18 protein-coding genes are annotated in these 20205 nt (G+C 58.5%); 10 read left to right on the forward strand and 8 right to left on the reverse strand.

What is annotated here, in order from left to right; translation table 11 throughout:
- The first annotated feature begins 78 nt into the window (after positions 1 to 78).
- The 3 genes from hrpB to GOW92_RS12660 all read left to right on the forward strand — a co-directional run bounded on the left by hrpB (position 79) and on the right by GOW92_RS12660 (position 4653).
- On the forward strand, positions 79 to 2514 hold the full coding sequence (hrpB, locus tag GOW92_RS12650) for an ATP-dependent helicase HrpB (RefSeq protein ID WP_170560963.1): 2436 nt from the start codon (positions 79 to 81) through the stop codon (positions 2512 to 2514).
- A gap of 109 nt (positions 2515 to 2623) precedes the next feature.
- The gene (locus GOW92_RS12655; RefSeq protein ID WP_170560964.1) at positions 2624 to 3082 is read left to right on the forward strand and encodes an NUDIX hydrolase; all 459 of its coding nucleotides are present in this window, start codon (positions 2624 to 2626) and stop codon (positions 3080 to 3082) included.
- 92 nt (positions 3083 to 3174) lie between these two features.
- Positions 3175 to 4653 (forward strand): inorganic phosphate transporter, encoded by a 1479-nt coding sequence (locus tag GOW92_RS12660; protein ID WP_170560965.1) that lies wholly within the window; start codon positions 3175 to 3177, stop codon positions 4651 to 4653.
- Between the two features lie 11 nt (positions 4654 to 4664).
- Here the strand turns inward: GOW92_RS12660 and GOW92_RS12665 are convergent, their stop codons facing one another.
- From GOW92_RS12665 to GOW92_RS12675, 3 genes are all read right to left on the reverse strand, one after another.
- Positions 4665 to 5639 carry a 2-dehydropantoate 2-reductase gene (locus GOW92_RS12665; RefSeq protein WP_170560966.1) on the reverse strand — a complete coding sequence of 325 codons (975 nt, stop codon included), beginning with the start codon at positions 5637 to 5639 and terminating at the stop codon, positions 4665 to 4667.
- 67 nt (positions 5640 to 5706) lie between these two features.
- Entirely contained in the window at positions 5707 to 6669 is a 963-nt protein-coding gene (locus GOW92_RS12670; protein WP_170560967.1) for a pirin family protein, read from the reverse strand.
- 123 nt (positions 6670 to 6792) lie between these two features.
- Complete coding sequence (locus GOW92_RS12675; protein ID WP_170560968.1) at positions 6793 to 7635, reverse strand: phytanoyl-CoA dioxygenase family protein; 843 nt, start codon at positions 7633 to 7635, stop codon at positions 6793 to 6795.
- Positions 7636 to 7826: 191 nt separating this feature from the next.
- Here GOW92_RS12675 and GOW92_RS12680 point away from each other — a divergent pair, with 191 nt between their 5' ends.
- Positions 7827 to 8315, forward strand: a complete 489-nt coding sequence (locus tag GOW92_RS12680; RefSeq protein WP_170560969.1) for a twin-arginine translocation pathway signal — start codon at positions 7827 to 7829, stop codon at positions 8313 to 8315.
- Complete coding sequence (locus tag GOW92_RS12685) at positions 8315 to 8920, forward strand: ferric reductase-like transmembrane domain-containing protein (protein ID WP_170561524.1); 606 nt, start codon at positions 8315 to 8317, stop codon at positions 8918 to 8920. Before GOW92_RS12680 ends, GOW92_RS12685 begins: the two co-directional genes overlap by 1 nt.
- On the opposite strand, the gene argF is transcribed toward GOW92_RS12685, so the two are convergent.
- Both argF and GOW92_RS12695 read right to left on the reverse strand, forming a co-directional pair.
- On the reverse strand, positions 8917 to 9843 hold the full coding sequence (gene argF, locus GOW92_RS12690; protein WP_170560970.1) for an ornithine carbamoyltransferase: 927 nt from the start codon (positions 9841 to 9843) through the stop codon (positions 8917 to 8919). The genes GOW92_RS12685 and argF overlap by 4 nt on opposite strands.
- A gap of 28 nt (positions 9844 to 9871) precedes the next feature.
- A complete protein-coding gene (locus GOW92_RS12695) occupies positions 9872 to 11059 on the reverse strand; it encodes an aspartate aminotransferase family protein (RefSeq protein WP_170560971.1) in 1188 nt (395 codons plus the stop codon).
- A 292-nt stretch (positions 11060 to 11351) separates the two neighbouring features.
- Here GOW92_RS12695 and GOW92_RS12700 point away from each other — a divergent pair, with 292 nt between their 5' ends.
- Entirely contained in the window at positions 11352 to 12236 is an 885-nt protein-coding gene (locus tag GOW92_RS12700; RefSeq protein ID WP_170560972.1) for a DMT family transporter, read from the forward strand.
- A 110-nt stretch (positions 12237 to 12346) separates the two neighbouring features.
- Positions 12347 to 13582 (forward strand): MFS transporter, encoded by a 1236-nt coding sequence (locus tag GOW92_RS12705; protein ID WP_170560973.1) that lies wholly within the window; start codon positions 12347 to 12349, stop codon positions 13580 to 13582.
- Here GOW92_RS12705 and GOW92_RS12710 read toward each other — a convergent pair.
- Complete coding sequence (locus GOW92_RS12710) at positions 13579 to 14382, reverse strand: ABC transporter permease (RefSeq protein ID WP_170560974.1); 804 nt, start codon at positions 14380 to 14382, stop codon at positions 13579 to 13581. The two genes, GOW92_RS12705 and GOW92_RS12710, sit on opposite strands and share 4 nt — an antisense overlap.
- 126 nt (positions 14383 to 14508) lie before the next feature.
- Here GOW92_RS12710 and GOW92_RS12715 point away from each other — a divergent pair, with 126 nt between their 5' ends.
- Both GOW92_RS12715 and GOW92_RS12720 read left to right on the forward strand, forming a co-directional pair.
- Positions 14509 to 15084 (forward strand): GcrA family cell cycle regulator, encoded by a 576-nt coding sequence (locus GOW92_RS12715; protein WP_170560975.1) that lies wholly within the window; start codon positions 14509 to 14511, stop codon positions 15082 to 15084.
- A 329-nt stretch (positions 15085 to 15413) separates the two neighbouring features.
- Positions 15414 to 15971: a hypothetical protein gene (locus tag GOW92_RS12720; protein WP_170560976.1), complete on the forward strand. Its 558-nt coding sequence runs from the start codon at positions 15414 to 15416 to the stop codon at positions 15969 to 15971.
- Positions 15972 to 15974: 3 nt separating this feature from the next.
- On the opposite strand, the gene GOW92_RS12725 is transcribed toward GOW92_RS12720, so the two are convergent.
- Together GOW92_RS12725 and GOW92_RS12730 are read right to left on the reverse strand one after the other, a co-directional pair.
- Complete coding sequence (locus GOW92_RS12725; RefSeq protein WP_170560977.1) at positions 15975 to 17051, reverse strand: DUF2235 domain-containing protein; 1077 nt, start codon at positions 17049 to 17051, stop codon at positions 15975 to 15977.
- Entirely contained in the window at positions 17029 to 19320 is a 2292-nt protein-coding gene (locus GOW92_RS12730; protein WP_170561526.1) for a xanthine dehydrogenase family protein molybdopterin-binding subunit, read from the reverse strand. Before GOW92_RS12730 ends, GOW92_RS12725 begins: the two co-directional genes overlap by 23 nt.
- Positions 19321 to 19428: 108 nt before the next feature.
- On the opposite strand from GOW92_RS12730, the gene GOW92_RS12735 reads away from it, so the two are divergent.
- Positions 19429 to 20160, forward strand: a complete 732-nt coding sequence (locus GOW92_RS12735; RefSeq protein WP_170560978.1) for a dienelactone hydrolase family protein — start codon at positions 19429 to 19431, stop codon at positions 20158 to 20160.
- The last annotated feature ends 45 nt before the right edge of the window (positions 20161 to 20205 follow it).

A 20205-nucleotide genomic window follows, 5' to 3' on the forward strand; every position in this document is an offset into this window, starting at 1 on the left:
CTTTGACCTGCCAACGGCTGATACCTTTTGGACTAAGCAGAACTGGACCTTGCGCCGAGCTTGGCGGATAAAGCGCCAATGACAACACGCCTGCCGATCGATGACGCCATTCCTGAATTGCTTAACGCCCTGAAGGCCAAAGGCCGGGCTGTTTTGCAGGCCCCACCGGGCGCGGGCAAGACAACGCGTGTACCGCTGGCGATGCTTGAGGCGGGGGTGTGTGATGGTAAGATCGTCATGCTTGAACCCCGCAGGCTTGCTGCGCAAGCCGCTGCGGAGCGGATGGCCGAAACACTGGGGCAACGCGCGGGCGAGACCGTGGGCTACCGCGTGCGTGGCGAAGCGAAAATCTCAAAAACGACCCGCATCGAAGTGGTGACCGAAGGCATTCTGACCCGAATGCTGCAATCTGAACCGGACCTGCCCGGCGTCGGCGCTGTGATTTTCGATGAATTTCACGAGCGATCCCTGAACGCGGACCTTGGGCTTGCTTTATGCCTTGAGGTAACCGGGGCACTGCGCGACGACCTGATCCTGCTTGCGATGTCCGCCACACTCGACGCCGAACCGGTCGGGCGATTGATGGACGCACCGCTGGTGACGTCCGATGGGCGCAGTTATCCGGTTGAAACACGTTGGCTGGACCGACCATTGGGTGCGCAGGCACGACGGCTGGATGCACTAATAGATCTGGTCGCCAAGGCCGAGCGTGAAACCGAGGGCGGCATGCTCGTGTTTCTGCCCGGCGAGGGCGAAATCCGCAGGGCCGAGGCCGCGCTATCCAAACGGTTGCCTGGCGATTGCGCTGTTAGACCTCTGTTCGGCGCAATGCCCTTTGCCGCCCAGCGCGCAGCGATCTCGCCAGCCGAGACAGGGCGCAAGGTCGTTCTCGCGACGTCAATCGCCGAGACCTCGCTGACCATTCCCGACATCCGCGTGGTTGTGGATATGGGTCAGGCGCGCCGGGCGCGGTTCGATCCGGGTTCTGGCATGTCGCGTCTGGTGACGGAACGGGTGACGCGAGCCGAAGCAACCCAACGCGCAGGTCGTGCGGGGCGCGTGGCCGAGGGCGTGTGTTACCGGCTGTGGTCCAAGGGGGAAGAAGGCGCGCTGGCCGCCTACCCCCCTGCCGAAATCGAAGCCGCCGACTTGACGGGCCTGGCGCTGGAACTGGCGCTTTGGGGGGCCGAACCGGATGACCTGGCCTTTTTGACACCACCACCCGAAGGAACGATGGCCGAGGCCCGTACATTGCTGAACATGCTGGGTGCGTTGGATGCAAAAGGGCGGATCACCGACCACGGACGGGCCCTGGCTGCGCTGCCCCTGCATCCTCGGCTGGGGCATATGCTGGTGACGGCCGGGACCAACGCCGCTCCGCTGGCGGCGCTTATGGCAGAACGTGATCCGCTAAAGGGCGCTCCGGTAGATCTGCAGCTGCGGCTTGAAGCGTTGCGTGATGTTCGCGCCTTTCAACGAAACCGCGCTTGGCAAGTCAACATGGGCGCGTTGGAACGGATCAAGGCCGAGACCAAACGGCTGAGAACACGCAACAACTCGAAGGATCTGAGCCCTGCAGCCATGGCAGCGCTGGCCTACCCCGACCGGATCGGGCAACGGCGAAAAGGCGATGTGCCGCGTTACGTTCTGTCCGGCGGTAAAGGCGTCGTGCTGGATGGCGACGACTCTCTGGCTGCCACGCCCTATCTTGTGGTCACCGACACGGATGGAAACCCGCGTGAGGCCAAAGTGCGCATGGCCGCGCAAATCTCGGAACGAGAAATCCGCGATCTGTTTGCGGATCAGATCGAATGGGTCGACAACTGTGCCTGGTCGAAGCGCGAACGCAGAGTCATTGCGCGTCGACAGGAACGCTTTGGCGCGATCACACTGGATGACCGCATCTGGAAGGACGCTCCGGACGAGGCCGTCGACCGCGCCATGCTGGACGGTGTCCGTGATCTGGGGTTACGACTAGAAGGTGCCTCTGCGCGATTGGCCGCGCGGGTGGAATTGGTGCGCACCGAAGGGGCCAACCTACCGGACTTCTCACTGAATGGATTGATGGAAACGCTGGACGACTGGCTGTTGCCCATGTTGTCAGGCCAGCGGACTGCAGACGATTGGAAACGGTTCGACTTGCTGCCCGCCTTGCGTGCCCGGCTGGACTGGACCCAAACACAGGAACTGGACCGCCGCGCGCCAGGGTCTTTTGAAACGCCCCTGGGCCGCAAGGTGCCGATTGACTATGGCGGGACGGTTCCGGAGATTTCGATTCGCCTGCAGGAATTGTTTGGCGTCACCCGGCATCCGGTTATTGGTGGCGAAGCGCTCAAGATCACGTTGCTGTCCCCCGCACAGCGTCCGATCCAGATTACGCGCGATTTGCCAGGGTTTTGGGCTGGATCATACGCGGATGTACGCAAGGACATGCGCGCGCAATACCCCAAACACCCCTGGCCCGAGGACCCAACACAAGCCGATCCGACCTTACGGGTCAAACGGCGCAACTGACGTTCGTTTGCTTCAGCATAAATGCCTTTTCAATAGATGCATTGAAGCCCCACAACATAGTTGTTATGTCACTTTTCCTTGGATCTCAGAAAAGTAATGGCTCTTACCAATGGCATCATGGCTGAATAATATCTGGGAAGAAGTAGGCAAACCCTTCTTCCAACGCCCTCACAGGGTTCAGTTTGCAGCCTTGTGCGTACGCGGAACCGGCGACGACAAGCAAGTCCTGTTGATTACCAGCCGCGGCACGGGTCGTTGGGTTATCCCAAAGGGGTGGCCGATTGACGGCATGGACGGGGCAGAGACTGCCAAGGAAGAAGCTTGGGAAGAGGCTGGGGTTAAGGTGAAACATCTGGGCCGCAAGGCCGTCGGACATTTCACCTATGACAAGATCCTGGATGATGGCACAGCCCAGCCTGTACGCACCAATGTGTATCGCATAGATGTCAAAGATCTGGCTGAGGAATTCCCCGAAGTCAGCGAGCGTGAACGGCGTTGGTTTTCGCCGCATGAGGCCGCAGAGCTGGTGCAAGAGCCGGAATTGCGCGAAATGCTGCGTCAAATGTAACGCTTTCGCAACAAACTTCTGTGAGGCCGGTTGCAACGTGACCGGGCAACCGTTAACCGCGCCGGTTAAACCATATCACCCACAGAAAACCGATGTCGAACACGAACGAAAAAAACCGCTGGCAGGCTCTGGACAGCGATCTACACCGAATTTCGCGCCTTGAGCATGCAAACGTGCACGTGGCACGGCCGCTTCTTGCACCGGGTATAGCACTAGCATTCATTGTCATGGCGGGGCTTATCGCGGCAATTCTGTTCGGTCGGGTCGATGGCGGGCTGATCGTCATAGCTGCCGCCGGTTTTGGCGCCTATATGGCAATCAACATCGGTGCCAACGACGTTGCGAACAACATGGGCCCTGCTGTTGGCGCGAACGCGCTGACAATGGGCGGGGCAATCGCCATCGCGGCCGTCGCGGAAAGCGCGGGGGCTCTGCTGGCAGGCGGCGACGTCGTCTCGACCATCTCCAAGGGCATTATCGACCCAGCTTCGGTCCAGAACAGCAATGTCTTCATATGGGCGATGATGGCAGCGCTGATTTCGTCAGCGCTGTGGGTCAACTTGGCCACATGGGTCGGCGCGCCTGTTTCCACCACGCACTCGGTCGTGGGCGGTGTGATGGGCGCTGGCATTGCCGCAGCAGGTCTAAGCGCGGTTAGCTGGGGCACGATGAGCGCGATTGCAGCCAGCTGGGTGATCTCTCCGGTTCTGGGCGGCGCTATTGCTGCCGGGTTTCTGGCGCTGATCAAGGCCAAAATTCAATATCAGGACGACAAGATCGCCGCGGCCCGCCGCTGGGTACCCATTCTTGTGGCCGTGATGGCTGGTGCATTTGCCACCTATCTGTCGGTGAAAGGCTTGAAGCGGATCGTGAAAATCGATCTGGAAATTGCGCTTTTGATTGGTCTGACCTCAGGCTTTCTTGCCTGGGCCGTGACCGTGCCATGGGTTCGGCGCAAATCCGAAGGGCTTGAGAACCGAACCAAATCGCTGAAAACACTGTTTGGATTGCCTCTGGTGATCTCGGCCGGGTTCCTGAGCTTCGCCCATGGCGCCAATGACGTTGCAAATGCGGTTGGCCCGCTGGCCGCAATCGTTCACGCCGCCGAGTTCGGCGATTTTGCCTCAAAAGTAACGATCCCGACATGGGTGATGGTGATCGGAGCCTTTGGCATTTCGTTTGGCCTGTTCCTGTTTGGCCCCAAGCTGATCCGGATGGTGGGCAGCCAGATCACTAAGCTGAACCCGATGCGCGCATTCTGCGTGGCCTTGTCGGCAGCCATCACAGTGATTGTCGCAAGCTGGCTTGGGCTACCGGTCAGTTCGACCCACATTGCAGTCGGTGCAGTGTTTGGCGTTGGGTTTTACCGGGAATGGAATCAGGATCGCCGGCGCAAGAAAAGCAATGATCGCCGTCCGCCCGAACAGCGTATTGCTCGTGAAGAGCAGCGGCGGCGCAAACTGGTTCGCCGGTCGCATTTCATGACCATCGTGGCAGCCTGGGTAATCACGGTCCCGGCGGCGGCGGCAATGTCGGCGGTAATCTTCTGGATACTGACTGCGTTCACCTGAACGCGGTCGGTTCACTGGATAATCTGGTCGGGTGACAAGCTTTCGTCCGGCTTCTGTTCAATCAATTCCTGAACCCTTGCGCAGATCGGCGTGCGCCGCCCATGTTGCGCACCCAGTCGGACAATCTCGCCTTGCAGGCTGCCGATTTCCGTAACGCGCCCTGCCATGAGATCATAGGCCATCGACGTTCGCGCGCTGGGGTCGATGGTCAGCATCCGCGCAGCGATCCGGGAAAACACCGGCGTTGGAAGACGCAGGATATGTGGAGTAACCCAAGCAGGCAGTGGGGTCGTCGACGTGACAGGATGACCAGCTGCCTTTAGCACGCCCAAAGCCTCGGACATCTGATCGGCCATCAAACAGCGCCATTTACGGTCCAGCAGCTGATCCTTCAATGTCAGCCCTGACAACGCATTCAGTGCATTGTTCAGATTGATGACCAGCTTGCCCCATTGCACGGCTTCGATCTCGTCACTTTCGATCACTGGCAGATCAGGTAAACTGAGTACCTGCCCTAAGTAACCCGGGCCGGATTGGATCACGATATCGCCGGACGTCGCGCGGTGAAAACTAGCAGGCTCGGGCGGCACAACGTTGAAGGGCACCATTCCTGCGCGAACATCATGATCCGGCAATGCTGCCTGCAGAACGCGGGCGTTTTCCATTCCGTTCTGCCAGGACAGAACCGGCGCAGACGTTGGCGCGAATTGCGCAATCTGACCTGCCATACCCGCCGTGGCCGCCGTTTTGACAGTAACGATCACCAACTCAGCATCTACCAGGCAATTAGGGTTTTCCGACAACGTTAGCTTATCGGCCGCGACATTAAGGTTCAGGCCGGAAAAATCGGTAACGGTCAGGCCATTCTCGCGGATCGGGTCCAGAATGCGAGGACGGCCCAAAAGGCTAACCGCGTGTCCGGCATCTGCCAGGAAAGCCCCGCAATAGCATCCAATGCTGCCGGCACCCGCGATAACGATCTTCATTGCACCCCTCCCCTTGGGGCGAGGATTGCCGGTATCGCAGGTTCGGACAAGGCCCCCTGACGCTTGGTCAACGCGCCCGTCTTGGCTTAGTGCGCTCCAAGTCTTCTGAGATCGGAATAAACTCCTGATCGTCGCCGGGCGGAAGATGGAAGGCACCATTGGCCCAATCAGCGGCTTTCCATTCGCGCGTCGCGTTTTCAATCTTCTCCTTCGACGACGACACGAAGTTCCACCAAATGTACCGTTCTTCGTTTAACGTCGCACCGCCCAACAGCATCAATCGCGCGCCAAGTGGACCGGCCTTAACCGACAGGCTGTCGCCCGGGCGGAACACCATCATGCGACCTTCCTCGAACATGTCACCTGCAATCTCGACCGAACCCTGAGTGACATAGACGCCACGATCTTCATGATCGTCAGGCAGTGGAAAGGCGGCACCGGGTTCAAGCCGCACGTCCAGATAGAAGGTGTCTGACAGCATCGTCACCGGACTGGTTTCGCCATATGCCGATCCAAGGATCAGCCGGGCACTAACACCGTTGTCTTCGATATGCGGTAGTGCGCCCTGTTTGTGGTGTTCGAAATCGGGGGGCATATCTTCGTGCGCCTCAGGCAGCGCAATCCAGGTCTGGATGCCAAACAGGCTGTGCCGCTTGCCGCGTGTTTCTTCGCTGGTGCGTTCCGAATGAGTTACACCGCGACCGGCCACCATCCAATTGACCTCACCGGGATAGATCATCTGATGGGTGCCCAGACTGTCGCGATGTTCGAACTCGCCCTGATACAGATAGGTCACTGTACCCAACCCGATATGAGGGTGCGGGCGGACGTCGATGCCACCGTCGGTAATGAATTCAGCCGGGCCCATCTGATCAAAAAAGATGAACGGGCCAACCAGTTGACGCTTGACCGAAGGCAGCGCACGCCGCACTTCGAACCCACCCAAATCGCGGGCACGGGGAATAATCAGCGTTTCCAAAACTGCATTATCCGATTGGAGTTCTGGGCTATGGGTGGGATTCCAACTCATACTTTCTCTCCCGTTGCTACACGTCGCGTTCAATAATGTATGATAATTAGCAAAAACCGGCATTCAATTTGCGGAAATGCACAGAGCGGGTGCGCCCAACAGACGTGTTCGGATAATCAGGCGTTATCCGGGTTCACGCGGCCAAAGCTGTGGGAAAAAGGCGCCATCAATACGATCACCTTCACGGTATCCTGCGGCTTCGAACTGCGCCCGTTCACCCTTGGCCCAGTCCCCACGATACCGGATCATGCCATCCGGCGCGGTCATCCTTAGCGTAAAACGACGCACTGTTTCGGTTGGGGTGACCGAGGACAACCCACCGTGCAAGGTTCGCATATCGAAAAAGATACAGTCACCCAGATCCATGTCCCATTGCAGCAGATCGTACGCGCCCGGATCGGCATTGACGTCTGGTGGTGGGTGATAAGTCAGCCCGGCAACCTCGGTTGGTTCATAACTGGGATGCCCGTCGGCGAACCGCACGCGCATGAACAGTTTTTCCCACAGATGCGAACCTTTAACGAAGGCGATGCCGTTTTCTTTGGTTACGGGTTCAAGCGGCAACCACAGGACACACATCGTCCCTTCAAAGTCAAAGTATGACAGATCCTGATGAAACGGCGGGCGTGAGGTCGACCCAGCCTCGCGCAGGAACCAATTGTCCATGACCAGGTTGATCGACGGCGCACCCAGCAATTGTGCGGCAAGTGACGCACAGGGTGAGTTGTGAACGAATTCTGTGAATTGCGGTATTTTGTTCCAGGCCCAGTAGTCTTCGAAATAAGCAGGTGCACGCAGGTCTTTGGTATGGCGGGTAAAATTATCGGTAGGTCGGGCCAAATCCGCATCTATCCCGTCGCGCAAAAGCGTCAGCCAATCCTCTGAGAACCGGGACCGCAGCACAACCGCACCGTCGCGTTGGAACGCCTTGATTTCTTCATCTGTGACGAAGTCGTCTATTTTCATCGTGCAAGCCTTCCCGATATGAGCTGACGGATTTCAGGATTGCACCCGGGTCAGGTCATGGTCAAAGGAAATCACAATTTGCTTTCGCTGCCGCGCGGCCCCTCGGAAACCTAAAAATTCGTGCTATCTTCTAACCAAAGCGCGCTCGGCGCTGTCGAGGTGAGGCGAATATTTTTAACAGAGAGGTTTGCATGGCTGGCGTTACATTCTCTCGTCGTTCTTTAGTCCTGGCGTCTGGGGCAGCTTTGGCAACGGGTGCGGCAGGCCTGTTGGTTCCTGCGCGCGCGAAAAGCCTGGCGCCCACATCATCCATGCGAGGTGGATCCAACAATTACCGCCCCGGCGCACCGATCGTCGACCGGATCGGCGGTGGTGGGTTCTGGATGACCGGCACGGTGCGACGTGCCGGTGATGGCGCGCCCCTTCCCGGCCAGCGCATCCAGATCTGGGCACACACGACAGAAGGCCACGAACGCGACCCGCAAAGCCATGGCGCGACGCTAACCGATGCTAATGGCGAGTTTCGGCTGGAAATGCCCCAGATTGTGCCGGCCTTCGGCCAACCACATGGCCATTTGGCCTATGACAGCGGCGAGTTCGAGACTGTATTCCTGCGCCCGATCATGGGCAGTTCCAAGGACAAGACCTTAGCCGCGCATTTCGTTCTGCAACCTGCCTGATCGCAGTGCGTCGAAGCATAGTCATCTGGACAGTTGTGGTCCTTGCTATTGCGGTACCGATTATCGCGGCGGCCGCCAGCCCCCTGTTGGCTTGGCGCGAACCGATCTACATCGCGGCTGGATTTTCTGGCGTAGTTTCAATGTGCCTGCTTTTGTTGCAGCCTCTACTTGCGGGTCGTTGGTTGCCGGGGCTGACACCGGTTGCCAGCCGTCAATGGCACAAGTGGTGTGGGCTGGCGCTGATCGCTGCAATTTTCGTCCATGTCGGCGGTTTGTGGATAACAAGCCCTCCTGACGTCATCGACGCGTTGTTGTTCGTTTCACCAACCCCGTTTTCGGCGTGGGGTGTGATCGCGATGTGGGCCGCGTTCGCGGCGGCCTTGCTAGGTCTTGCTCGTCAGCGCCTTGGCCTGCGTTTTCGGATCTGGAGGTTGGGGCACACAGGATTGGCGACCATAACGATCATCGGCAGCGTCGTGCATGCTCTGCTGATTGAAGGAACCATGGAGGTCATGACCAAATGGGCTTTATGCGGGCTTGTTCTCTTGGCGAGCGCCCGGACGCTCGCCAAGTTACGGGTTTGGGATGTGAGGCGGCGGGTTTAAACCCCCAGACACCAGCGCATCACTGCCTTTTGCGCATGCAGGCGGTTTTCGGCCTCATCGAAGATGACCGAGTTGGGGCCATCCATAACTTCGGATGTGGCCTCTTCCTCGCGGTGCGCCGGCAGGCAATGCATGAACAGTGCGTCCGGTTTAGCGTGTGACATCAACTCGGCGTTCACCTGATAGGGGCGCAGCAGATTATGGCGACGTTCCTTGGCCGATTGGGAATCGTGCATCGACACCCAGGTATCCGCGACAACCAGATCCGCACCTTCAACAGCCTTGAACGCATCACGCTCGACCGCGATCTTCGACCCTTTCTTGCGTGCAAAACCCATGAACTCCTCTTCCGGGTCAAACTGAGCCGGGCCCGCGAAAGTCAGGTCAAAGCCGAACTGGCCAGCTGCGTGCAGAAACGAGGCGCAGACATTGTTGCCGTCGCCGGTCCAGACCACTTTTTTGCCCGCAATCGGACCGCGATGTTCCTCAAACGTCAGCACATCCGCCATGATCTGGCATGGGTGGGTGCGGTCGGTCAGGCCGTTGATCACGGGCACATCCGAGTATTCGGCCATCTCGGTCAGGATGGTCTCGTCGAATGTCCGGATCATGATCATATCGACGTAACGCGACAGGACGCGGGCGGTGTCGGCGATGGTTTCGCCGTGCCCCAGTTGCATGTCTTTGCCCGACAGCACCATCGTCTGCCCGCCCATCTGGCGCACACCCACGTCAAATGACACGCGGGTTCGGGTGGAAGGCTTTTCAAAGATCAGGGCGACCATCCGATCCTTGAGCGGTTGTTCTTCGTCCAGCGCCGCCTTGGGACGCCCAAGACGCGCCTGTTTCATCGCGCCCGCCTGATCAATCATGTTCCGCAGATCGCCCGCGTCGGTTTTATGGATATCGAGGAAATGGTTCATTTCAGTTCACTTTTCATTCGGGTGTATCTTAAGCCGAGGCCATCGACTCTTCGACTTGCGCTGCGGCTTTGTCGAGGCGGATCACGGCTTGCGCGATGTCATCCTCGGTCAAGGTCAGAGGCGGAAGCAGGCGGATCACGTTATCAGCGGCAGGAACCGTTATGACCTCATTGTCATAGCCTGCGTTGACCATGTCGATATTAGGCGCCTTGCATTTCAAACCCAGCATCAGCCCGGTCCCACGCACCTCTTCGAAGACCTCCGGGTGCTCGGCGATCAGCCCTTCGAGTTTCTGGCGCAGCATCCCTGCCTTGCGGTTGACGCCTTCTAAAAATGCGGGTGTCGCCACTTGATCAATCACCGCGCAACCGACGGCACAGCCGAGCGGGTTGCCGCCGTAGGTCGAACCATGCGTGCCTGCAGTCATGCCGCTGGCAGCGTCTTCGGTGGCAAGAACGGCACCCAGCGGGAAGCCCCCGCCGATCCCTTTGGCGACCATCATGATATCGGGTGTGATCCCAGCCCATTCGTGCGCGAACAGCTTGCCGGTCCGGCCAACGCCGCATTGGACTTCATCAAGGATCAAAAGCAGGCCGTTTTCATCGCAAATCTGGCGCAGGGCTTTGAGTTCGGCGTCTGGGACGGGACGGATGCCGCCCTCGCCTTGCACGGGTTCGATCATAATCGCGGCTGTTTTATCGGTGATGGCGTTAGTGACACCATCGAGATCGCCAAACGTGACATGAACAAAACCCGGCAGCAGAGGACCGAAACCCTTGGTCATCTTTTCGGACCCAGCAGCCGCAATACCGGCCGAGGACCGGCCGTGAAACGAGCCGTCGAAGGTGATGATCTCGACCCGTTCGGGCTCGTCTTTGTCATAGAAGTACTTACGGGCCATTTTTACAGCCAGTTCGCAAGACTCCGTGCCCGAGTTTGTGAAGAACACAGTGTCGGCAAAGGTGTGCTCGACCAGCTTGTCGGCAAGGGCCTGCTGTTGTGGGATGTGGTAAAGGTTCGAGACATGCCACAACGCGTGCGCCTGCTCAGTCAGGGCATTGACCAGTGCGGGATGGGCATGGCCCAGCGCATTCACTGCGATCCCGGCGCCCAGATCCAGAAAACGTCGGCCATCCGCTTCGGTCAGCCAGGCGCCTTCGCCCTTTACGAAAGTCAAGGGCGCGCGATTGTAGGTCGGCAAAACGGACGGGATCATGGGATCATCCTTTTCAGGTAGCTTGAGCCTCGTGAGTGATACACTCGGCCTGTGTTCGTCAACTAATTTGGTGGGAATAGCGCCGATTTGGGCAGCGCCAACAGATCAAAAGGGCCGGTTACGCAGCAAAGCGTCGGCGTCGGAGTCGCAGGATATGTGCGATTTTGATCATGAGGGGCCGTATAACTGTGCGACCATCGTCTGAAAACCCTGAAATTAATAACCTGCGAAAAAATATAGCGTATGGCATTTGTCGCTTGCCATTTGATGTACGCTAACGCACCGCTGTGACATGTTCGTTGCCAAAGCCCACAATCCCCCTCTTGCCGCTGTGCTAATCACCGCCGCCAGTGCATTGCTGGCTGGGACAACTTTGCTGGCCAAGGCTTTGGGAACGGACACGCTGGGTCCCGCACTGCATCCGATGCAGATTAGCCACGGGCGGTTCCTTTTTGCGTTTATCGTGATTGTCACCGCCGTCGGCGTGATGCGGCCGCACCTGCAGCGTCCGCATTGGGGCCTGCATATTGGGCGCACAAGTTTTGGCTGGGTCGGCATTACGCTGATGTTCGCCTCGGTCGCGTTCATTCCGATCGCGGATGCGACAGCCATTTCTTTCCTCAACCCGGTCTTTGCGATGGTGTTGGCGATCCCGTTGCTGAAAGAAGGTGTCGGTCCGTGGCGCTGGCTGGCCGCGGCGGTAGCGCTGGTTGGCGCACTGATCCTGCTACGACCCTCGCCGGCCAGTTTTCAACCCGCCGCCCTGTTGGCGCTTACAGCGGCAGCCGTGATCGGGATGGAACTGATCTTCATCAAAAAGCTCTCGGGTCGCGAAATCCCGATCCAGATTTTGCTGATCAACAACGCTATGGGACTGACGATTGCCTCGGTCGGGGTCAGCTTTGTTTTCCAGATGCCGACTTCAGAACAATGGGCGGCGCTGGTTGGTATTGGCGCGCTTATGGCCTGCGCGCAGGCGTGTTTCGTAAACGGTATGGCGCGGGCGGATGCCTCTTTTGTTGCCCCGATCAGCTACGCAACACTGATTTTCGCGGCTTTCTACGATTTTGCGATTTTCGGCGTGATCCCAGACGGGATCAGCATGATCGGCTCGGCCATCATTCTCACCGGTGGACTAACTCTGGTCTGGCGCGAGGCACGGGCCAGGCAGGCCTGAAACCCCAAAAATTTTCTCACATAGCCCGGGGGCGACCTGTATGTCGCAAACCCCAAAGAACCCGGATCGATCCGGCGCAATGTGACCTCAGTTGATTTGAGAGTTTACAAATGCACGAACGCCGTATCCCCGAATGGGTGCGCCACGCCCCAGCACCATCAGTCCGCGACTTCGGAATCCTGGCCGGGTTCGAGGCTATTGTCCGCGGTATTCTGATATCGGTCTTTCCGCTGGCCATGTACCGGGCACTAGGCGACGCGTCTTCGGTCTCGCTGCTGTATTTTCTGGTTGGCGTCATCTCGTTGATTGCGGGCTTGATGGTGCCATTCCTGATCCGTTTCATACCGCGCAGATGGGCCTATACAGCCGGTTGCCTCATGTTCATCGGTGGTGCCCTGCTAGCGATTGAGGGCAGCCCTGTGGCAGTCGTTGCTGCCTTGGCCCTGAACACGGTCGCGACTGTCGTCACATTCATCTGCTTCAACGCTTACGTTCTGGACTACATCAGCAAAATCGAGTTGGGGAAATGCGAGACAAGCCGTATGTTTTACAGCGCCCTCGGCTGGGCAGGCGGCCCGATGGCGGGCGTCTTGCTGCTCGAGGCCTGGGGCCCCGCCCCCTTTGTCATCAGCGCGGTGGCAGGCGCGGTTATGCTGATCCAGTTCTGGCGCATGCGACTGGGCAATGGCAAGTTAATCACCAAGGCGCGCGGCCCCGCAAAAAGCCCGCTGGCGTTTCTGCCGCGCTTTTTCGCTCAGCCCCGATTGGTGGCAGGGTATCTTTTTGCCATGATCCGATCCTGCGGTTGGTGGATCTATGTGGTTTACCTGCCGATCTTTGCAATTCAAAACGGATTGGGTGAGCAGCTGGGCGGTATCCTTCTGTCCACGACCAACGCGATGCTGTTCGCCGCGCCGCTTATTTTGCGCTGGGTTCAGGGGCGTTCGATTCGCACTGCGGTTCGCGTGGGTTTTGCTGCCTGCGGAACATGCTTTGTCACTGCAGGGGCCATCGCGGGATGGCCCGTGGCTGCGGTGGCGGCGCTGGTCCTTGGGTCCATCTGGCTGATTGTTCTGGATATCTGCGCCGGCTTGCCGTTCCTAATGGCGGTAAAACCTTCCGAGCGCACCGAGATGTCCGCGATTTACTCCAGCTACCGCGACGTTTCCGGCATTCTGACACCTGGAATTGCATCACTGGTCCTTTTGGTCTCACCTGTCGCGGGGGTTTTTGCAGTCGGAGGGTTAGCCCTGTTCGGGGCCTGGGCCGTGGCTGCAAATTTACACCCGAGACTGGGTAAGCCAAGAATGACCTTCCAACCCGGCGCACTGGCTGAAACGGGTTAAGCCTTTAGGCGATACCCCGTCCGCAACATTTGCCAGGTCAGTGCACCGACCAGCAGGGTGGCTCCGATACATACAAAGATGCCTAACCAGGGTGAGCTGTCGGACACCCCGATCATCCCAAACCGCAACCCGTCGATAAGGTAGAATACCGGGTTTACATGGCTCAGGCGATTCAGGATCGGAGGCAGCGCCTCAACCGAATAGAACGTGCCCGACAGGAAAGCCAATGGTGTCACGATAAAGTTCGTAATCGCCGCCATCTGGTCGAACTTGTTGGCAAAAATCCCGGCGAACAGACCCAAGGCGCCCATAAACGCCCCACCCAGAACAACAAAGATCAGGGCAAACAGCGGGTTCTGCGGGTAAATTCCCAAAACCAGCGCAAGTGCAACCGCGACCACACAGGCGATCAGGACACCGCGCGCCACACCGCCGGCCAGATAACCCAGCAGGATCTCAAGCGGTGACAAAGGCGGCATCAACGTGTCGACGATGTTTCCCTGCACCTTTGCGATCACCATCGACGACGAGGTATTGGCGAACGCGTTCTGGATCACGGTCATCATCATGATGCCTGGCGCCAGAAAGGTCAGGAACGGCACCCCCATCACATCCGGGCGCCCGGGTCCGATGGCGATGTTGAAAATCAGCAGGAACAGGCCAGCCGTCACTAACGGGGCCAACAGAGTTTGAGTCCATACGGCCAGAAACCGCAGCGTTTCGCGCTGAGCCAGCGTATATAGCCCCATCCAGTTGACCGCGCCGAAACGGCGCGCGTTCTGATCTGCGGAAATCTGCATGTTTTGCCCTCTGCCTGATTCGAAGACCGCTTGTAACTCGGCCCGCAGTGTTTAGAATAGAGTGCTGAGACGAATTCCCAAGGCGGCCCGAATCCGGGGCCGCTTTCCGCTTTTGAAAGGCAAATCATGTCCTGGACTGACGAGCGCGTAGAACTGCTAAAGAAAATGTGGGGCGAGGGCCAGTCGGCCAGCCAGATCGCCAAAGAACTGGGCGGCGTGACCCGCAACGCGGTGATCGGCAAGGTCCACCGCCTAGGCCTGTCGAATCGGGCCACCGGCGCGTCGCCGGCCAAAGCCGAACCTAAGGAAAAACCGGCTGCCGCGCCCAAAGCCGAGGCCAAACCAAAGCCCGCGCCCAAGACCGAACCGGCACGCCCAGCCCCGGCCCCGGCCGCCGATGCGAAACCGGCCGTGCCTGCCCGCCGCCAGATCATCCCGGCCGGTCAGCCACTTCCGCCGCAGCCATCGGCCAACGAAATCAGCCCCGAGGCATTGGCCAAGGTCAACGAAGTCGAAAAGAAAGCCAAGAAGCTGACTTTGATGGAACTGACCGAGAAAACCTGCAAATGGCCCGTGGGCGACCCCGCGACCGAGGATTTCTGGTTCTGCGGCCTGCCGGTTGAGGCGGGCAAGCCCTATTGCGAAGCGCATGTAGGCGTGGCGTTCCAGCCGATGAGCTCGCGCAGAGATCGTCGGCGATAGGCGAGACCTGAGGCACACCGGCATGTCCTGCGCCTTATGCTCTAGAACGAAATCCTGTTTCCATGGCTGGCCTTGAGCTTACGGGCGACTGGCCAGCTTCATCTACATAGATTGACCAGAAAGATTTTCCTATCCAGCCTCGACTGAAGTACCAGATCCTATTTTTCGCTTATGCGATGATGATGTTTCTGGCCTATTTTCAGCCAATTGACCCGTCAGCATTTGAACCCAATCAATTCGGCAGCGGACCCCCGCATTGGATACAAGCGGTTTTTCTGACGACTTGGTTCGCACCGATTGTACCGCTGTTTGTAGCGGGGCTTGCACTGATGGGTATGCGTTTGATTCCCGTCACCCTCGCTGTAACCCTCGGAGCGGTTTCCATTGCCGCGGGTCTCTTCGTCACAGTGGCATCCTCCGCGTTTTCGCTTGGCTCGGACACGGAGCTTCTGCACGGTGTCAGTCTATCGATCGCTGTCGGGTCCAGTTTTCTGATTTGGTCCGGGGATAAGGGAAAACCACGTCCCTCGCGTTTTGCGAAACTGGGGATACTGGTTACGACTGTAACGGCGCTATGGTCCTTGAGTACCGTTCCAATGATCCTGACGCAGGCTCGTCATATTGCGGCGGGCTCTCCTTTTTGCATCGCCCATCATGCACCGAATTCTCCGATAGAAGCGTTACATGAGTTGCGGGGATTCTCATTTTACACGGTAAGCACCGGCTATAAGTCCACATCCGAGTGGTACTTTCACGGCCTGATGATCGCAGATCACCCAGAAGAACAAAGGGTTTACAATTGGTCCCCGAGGCGATGGCGTTTCAATCTGGTCGAACGTCCGGATATACTAATCGAACCTGTCAGAAACGCCTGCGTTCCGACCTAACCCCTACTGCGCCGGATGTGACGGCAAATCCGGCATCGGCACCCAGCCCGGCAGTTGATCTGGCGACACCGAGACATGCAGTTTCTCTGACCGATCCCGCCCCACTTTGCGGTGCTTGCGCAGCAGGAAAATCTTTCCCCAGCCACGCCACGTGCCGACTGAACGAGCCGACGTGTCTGTTGGGTAACGGTCGCGCCACCCTTCGGGCAACGGCAAGCCGTGCAACTCGGCCTTGTCCAGCATCCAAACCAGAGAGATGTTACTAAGCGGACGCGCCTCTTCGAACCCGTTCAACTGGCCGCCGACATCTCCATGAGTGCCGCGGAACCAGACTTGTTCGACATGACCTTTGAATTCGGGAGTACACTTCCACAAGACCGGCTCGAATACCTCGCGGGTCTCATCCAGCGCCATCGCGTGATAGCCGTGGCGCGTTGCCGGGCCAAGCTGGTGTGTGTGAAAGGCGTGGCGCTCTTCGGCCCAACGCCAAAGCAGCGGTAGGCGCAGACCCAGCGCTTTGACAGTGTCCCAGACGCCGACCATCTCAATCGCTACATCTTCGTGGCAGAACTGTTGCCGGAACGCAGCCGCGGCCGAGCCGTTGGCGTTGCATTCATAGTGCCGGTATGCCTGCTTGATATTGCGCACAGTGGCATGCTCCGCCTTGAGCAGTCCGATCATGTCGATCACACCGGCCAGGCTGCGCACACCGTAGGCACCGCGTGAGTAGCCAATGAAATATATGCGATCCCCGGGCTTATAGCGCGATGCAAGATAACCATAGGCGCGACGGATCTGACGGTTGATTCCGCGCCCCATCATCACGTCCAGCGAGGATTTCCAACTTTCCCACTGCACACCGGATTCGTAGAAAACCGAAACCTTGCTGCCCATTTCTCGGCACAGACGCAGGGTTTGGCCGGCATGAGTTTCATACCCCGGCTCCAGGGTCGACATAGTGCCGTCCAGGATGATGACATGGCTGATCGGTTCGCGATGAAGCGCCTCGGCGGAATGCTCGGACCGTAAAGGCCGCCCGAGCCATCCCAGAACCTTTTTACTCAGCCGCGTTAGAACCATCGTTCAGCAATTCCCATACTTTAAGAGGTGTGAAAGGCATATCGGCCTGCCGCACCCCGTGATCCCAGAGCGCATCCTGAACCGCGTTTGCCACCGCGGCCAGCGCGCCGACGGTGCCGGCCTCTCCGCATCCTTTCATCCCCATCGGGTTAGAAGTTGACGGAACCGGCGCCGAGGTAAACTTAATCATGGGTATCTCGGCCGCACGGGGCAAGGCGTAATCCATCAACGAAGCCGTGAGCAGTTGCCCCTGCGCATCATGCACGACGTGTTCCGTCAGCGCCTGACCAATGCCCTGAACCACCCCGCCATGAACTTGCCCCTCGGCCAGCATCGGATTGATAAGGTTACCGAAATCATCAACGACAGTATAACGGTCCACCCATGTTTCGCCCGTGAAAGAATCGATCACGACTTCGGCAACATGTGCCCCGTTGGGATAGCTGCGCGCGTCCAGATTGGCGCTGGCTTCGTGGCTCAGCAGATCTGTGCGACCATCGGCACGGGCCATATCGGCCGCCTCGGTCAGCGTAGGCGTCAGGTTCGATCCCGGCGCGCGGAAGGTTTCATGATCGAAATGCACATCTGTTTCCTCGACCCCCATCTTATCGGCCAGATACGGCGTGAATGCGGCGATCATAACGTCAATTGTGGCCAGCGTTGCGGTGCTTTGCACCGTGACCGAGCGTGACCCGCCGGTTCCGCCACCATGTGGAAGCTGATCGCTATCTCCCTGGATCACGGTGATCTTGTCCACCGGAATCCCAGTCTGGTCCGACAAGAAGTGAGTATAGACCGTTTCATGACCCTGCCCGTTCGATTGGGTGCCGACATAAAGGTTCACGGTGCCGTCGTCGCAGAATTCGACTTTCGCGTTTTCCGAAGGGTCACCCAGAATGCTTTCGATGTAATAACACAAGCCCCGGCCCCGGATCAGGCCGCGTTCCGCGTCTGCAACTTTTCGCCCCGCGAACCCCTGTGTCTGGGCATCTGCGCGGGAAAGGACCATGCCGAAATCACCCACGTCATAGACTTCGCCCGTGGCGGTTTTGTACGGAAAGCTTTCCGGTCGGATGAAGTTTCGACGGCGCAGTTCCCAAGGATCGACGCCCAGTTGCCGCGCGGCGCGATCCATCGCACGTTCCAGCACGTAAATCGCCTCGGGGCGCCCGGCACCTCGATAGGCATCAACTTGCGTGGTGTTGGTATAGAACCCTTCGACCCGTAAATACGTCGTTTGAACGTCGTAGACCCCCATAAGCACTTTGCTGAAAAGGCTGGTCTGGATCGCTTGTCCGAAATGGCTGCTATACGCACCCAGATTGACCTTGCTGTGCACCCGGTAGGCCGTGATGTTCAGATCCTCGTCAAAGGCAAGCTCGGCCAACGAGGTCAGATCGCGACCGTGGTGGTCCGATAGCATCGCCTCGGACCGGTCGGACATCCAGTGCACGGATTGGCCCAGTTTCATGGCTGCGACTGAAACGCAGAAATACTCGGGATAAGGCATCACCTTCATGCCGAACCCGCCTCCGACATCCGGGGTTGTGACACGTATCGCCTCGGGGTCCAGATTCAGTTTTTGCGCCAATTGCGCGCGCATGGCCCAAACACCCTGACCACCATAGGCAAAGTGCAGACGCCCATCGACCCAATCGGCATTGCATCCTCGTGGTTCGATTGAGGTGATGATCACCCGATTGTCTGCCACATCCAGCGCGACGGTGTGCGCGGCGGACTGAAAGGCGGCGTCAGTTGCCGCTTCATCACCCAATTCCCAATCAAAAGCACGATTGTCAGCGACCTGATCATGCAACGGTTCGCCACCCGCATCGACATCCAGCTTGGCGGGCAGATCATCTGTTTCCATCCAGATCATCTCAACTGCATCGCGGGCCTGCAGGGCTGTGTCCGCGATCACAACGGCCACGGGTTCCCCAACGAACCGGACCCGTTCCTTGGCCAGCATGTGCCTGTCGGGCGCAACAGCCTGAGAGCCGTCCCGGTTCTGTACAGTCGCAGCATTCATCACCGTGTCGATCCCCGCTGCTGCAAGATCATCCAGGGTCATGACAAGACGCACGCCATCGGCCTCGCGCGCGGCATCCAGATCCAGTGACGTGATCCGGCCATGAGCAACCGGGCTGCGGAAAAAGGCCGCGAACAGAGCTCCTTCGGGCACATCATCGTCCATGTATTGCCCATGCCCGGTCAGAAATCGTTGATCTTCAATCCGTTTGACGGGCTGGCTTTTGCCGAACTTTTCCATGCGGTGATCCTCCTGCGTTGGCGACCGTAGCCCACCGCAATGGGATGTCCAGTCGAACCGAAAGCTTCCCGGTGTCTTGACGATCATGTTTCGGTTAACTTGCAGGTCATGACATGGGCACATGACAAGGTTTTCCCGTTCACCGCCCCGCTGACCCGCGGCGGGGACGCCACTCACGACGTGTATGTCGGCGGCGACGGTCCTCCGATCCTTATCCTGCAGGAACTACCCGGGATCGGCCCGGAAACGCTGGATCTGGCGCGGCGTTTAAACGCAACCGGGTTTCGCGTCTACCTACCGCACATGATCGGAACTTATGGACAAGTCACGCAGATCAGAAACGCAGCGCGCCTTTTCTGCGTCCGGCGTGAGTTCAACATGTTTCTCAGGAGGCGCCAAAGCCCAATTGTCAGGTGGATGCAGGCGTTGGTTGCCGAGATCAAGTCCCGTGAAAATGCCGCCGGTGTAGGCGTCATTGGCATGTGCCTGACCGGCAGCTTTGCCCTGACCCTGATGGCTGAAGATGCCGTTTTGGGTGGTGTCGCCAGTCAGCCCGCCCTACCGTTCTTCGGCGGCGACAATCTGCACATGAGCCCGCAGGATGTGGGCGATGCCCGAGCAGGCATGGCACAAAAAGGCCCCGGACTTGCCATGCGATACTCCGACGATAAGCTGGCTTCAAAAAAGCTGATGGGCGCTCTGAAGGAAGCATTTGGCGATCATTTGGAGACCGCAGAGTTCGACGGCAAAGATCACTCATTGCTGACGTTGGATTTCCATGAACCTGCTTTTCAGAGTGTTCAGGATTATTTTCGCGCACGTTTTGCCCAGGCCGAATAGCATACGACCCTTCCCCTTCCCTTACGCATTCGCTATTGCAGGCGC

The sequence above is a fragment of the Ruegeria atlantica genome, from assembly GCF_013032505.1.
GTDB lineage: Bacteria > Pseudomonadota > Alphaproteobacteria > Rhodobacterales > Rhodobacteraceae > Ruegeria > Ruegeria atlantica_F.

What these genes read in the sequence shown, in the direction of transcription:
- hrpB (WP_170560963.1), top strand. Translation starts at nt 79, where the DNA reads ATGACAACACGCCTGCCGATCGATGACGCCATTCCTGAATTGCTTAAC.
- GOW92_RS12655 (WP_170560964.1), top strand. Translation starts at nt 2,624, where the DNA reads ATGGCATCATGGCTGAATAATATCTGGGAAGAAGTAGGCAAACCCTTC.
- GOW92_RS12660 (WP_170560965.1), top strand. Translation starts at nt 3,175, where the DNA reads ATGTCGAACACGAACGAAAAAAACCGCTGGCAGGCTCTGGACAGCGAT.
- GOW92_RS12665 (WP_170560966.1), bottom strand. Translation starts at nt 5,639, where the DNA reads ATGAAGATCGTTATCGCGGGTGCCGGCAGCATTGGATGCTATTGCGGG.
- GOW92_RS12670 (WP_170560967.1), bottom strand. Translation starts at nt 6,669, where the DNA reads ATGAGTTGGAATCCCACCCATAGCCCAGAACTCCAATCGGATAATGCA.
- GOW92_RS12675 (WP_170560968.1), bottom strand. Translation starts at nt 7,635, where the DNA reads ATGAAAATAGACGACTTCGTCACAGATGAAGAAATCAAGGCGTTCCAA.
- GOW92_RS12680 (WP_170560969.1), top strand. Translation starts at nt 7,827, where the DNA reads ATGGCTGGCGTTACATTCTCTCGTCGTTCTTTAGTCCTGGCGTCTGGG.
- argF (WP_170560970.1), bottom strand. Translation starts at nt 9,843, where the DNA reads ATGAACCATTTCCTCGATATCCATAAAACCGACGCGGGCGATCTGCGG.
- GOW92_RS12695 (WP_170560971.1), bottom strand. Translation starts at nt 11,059, where the DNA reads ATGATCCCGTCCGTTTTGCCGACCTACAATCGCGCGCCCTTGACTTTC.
- GOW92_RS12700 (WP_170560972.1), top strand. Translation starts at nt 11,352, where the DNA reads ATGTTCGTTGCCAAAGCCCACAATCCCCCTCTTGCCGCTGTGCTAATC.
- GOW92_RS12705 (WP_170560973.1), top strand. Translation starts at nt 12,347, where the DNA reads ATGCACGAACGCCGTATCCCCGAATGGGTGCGCCACGCCCCAGCACCA.
- GOW92_RS12710 (WP_170560974.1), bottom strand. Translation starts at nt 14,382, where the DNA reads ATGCAGATTTCCGCAGATCAGAACGCGCGCCGTTTCGGCGCGGTCAAC.
- GOW92_RS12715 (WP_170560975.1), top strand. Translation starts at nt 14,509, where the DNA reads ATGTCCTGGACTGACGAGCGCGTAGAACTGCTAAAGAAAATGTGGGGC.
- GOW92_RS12720 (WP_170560976.1), top strand. Translation starts at nt 15,414, where the DNA reads ATGGGTATGCGTTTGATTCCCGTCACCCTCGCTGTAACCCTCGGAGCG.
- GOW92_RS12725 (WP_170560977.1), bottom strand. Translation starts at nt 17,051, where the DNA reads ATGGTTCTAACGCGGCTGAGTAAAAAGGTTCTGGGATGGCTCGGGCGG.
- GOW92_RS12730 (WP_170561526.1), bottom strand. Translation starts at nt 19,320, where the DNA reads ATGGAAAAGTTCGGCAAAAGCCAGCCCGTCAAACGGATTGAAGATCAA.
- GOW92_RS12735 (WP_170560978.1), top strand. Translation starts at nt 19,429, where the DNA reads ATGACATGGGCACATGACAAGGTTTTCCCGTTCACCGCCCCGCTGACC.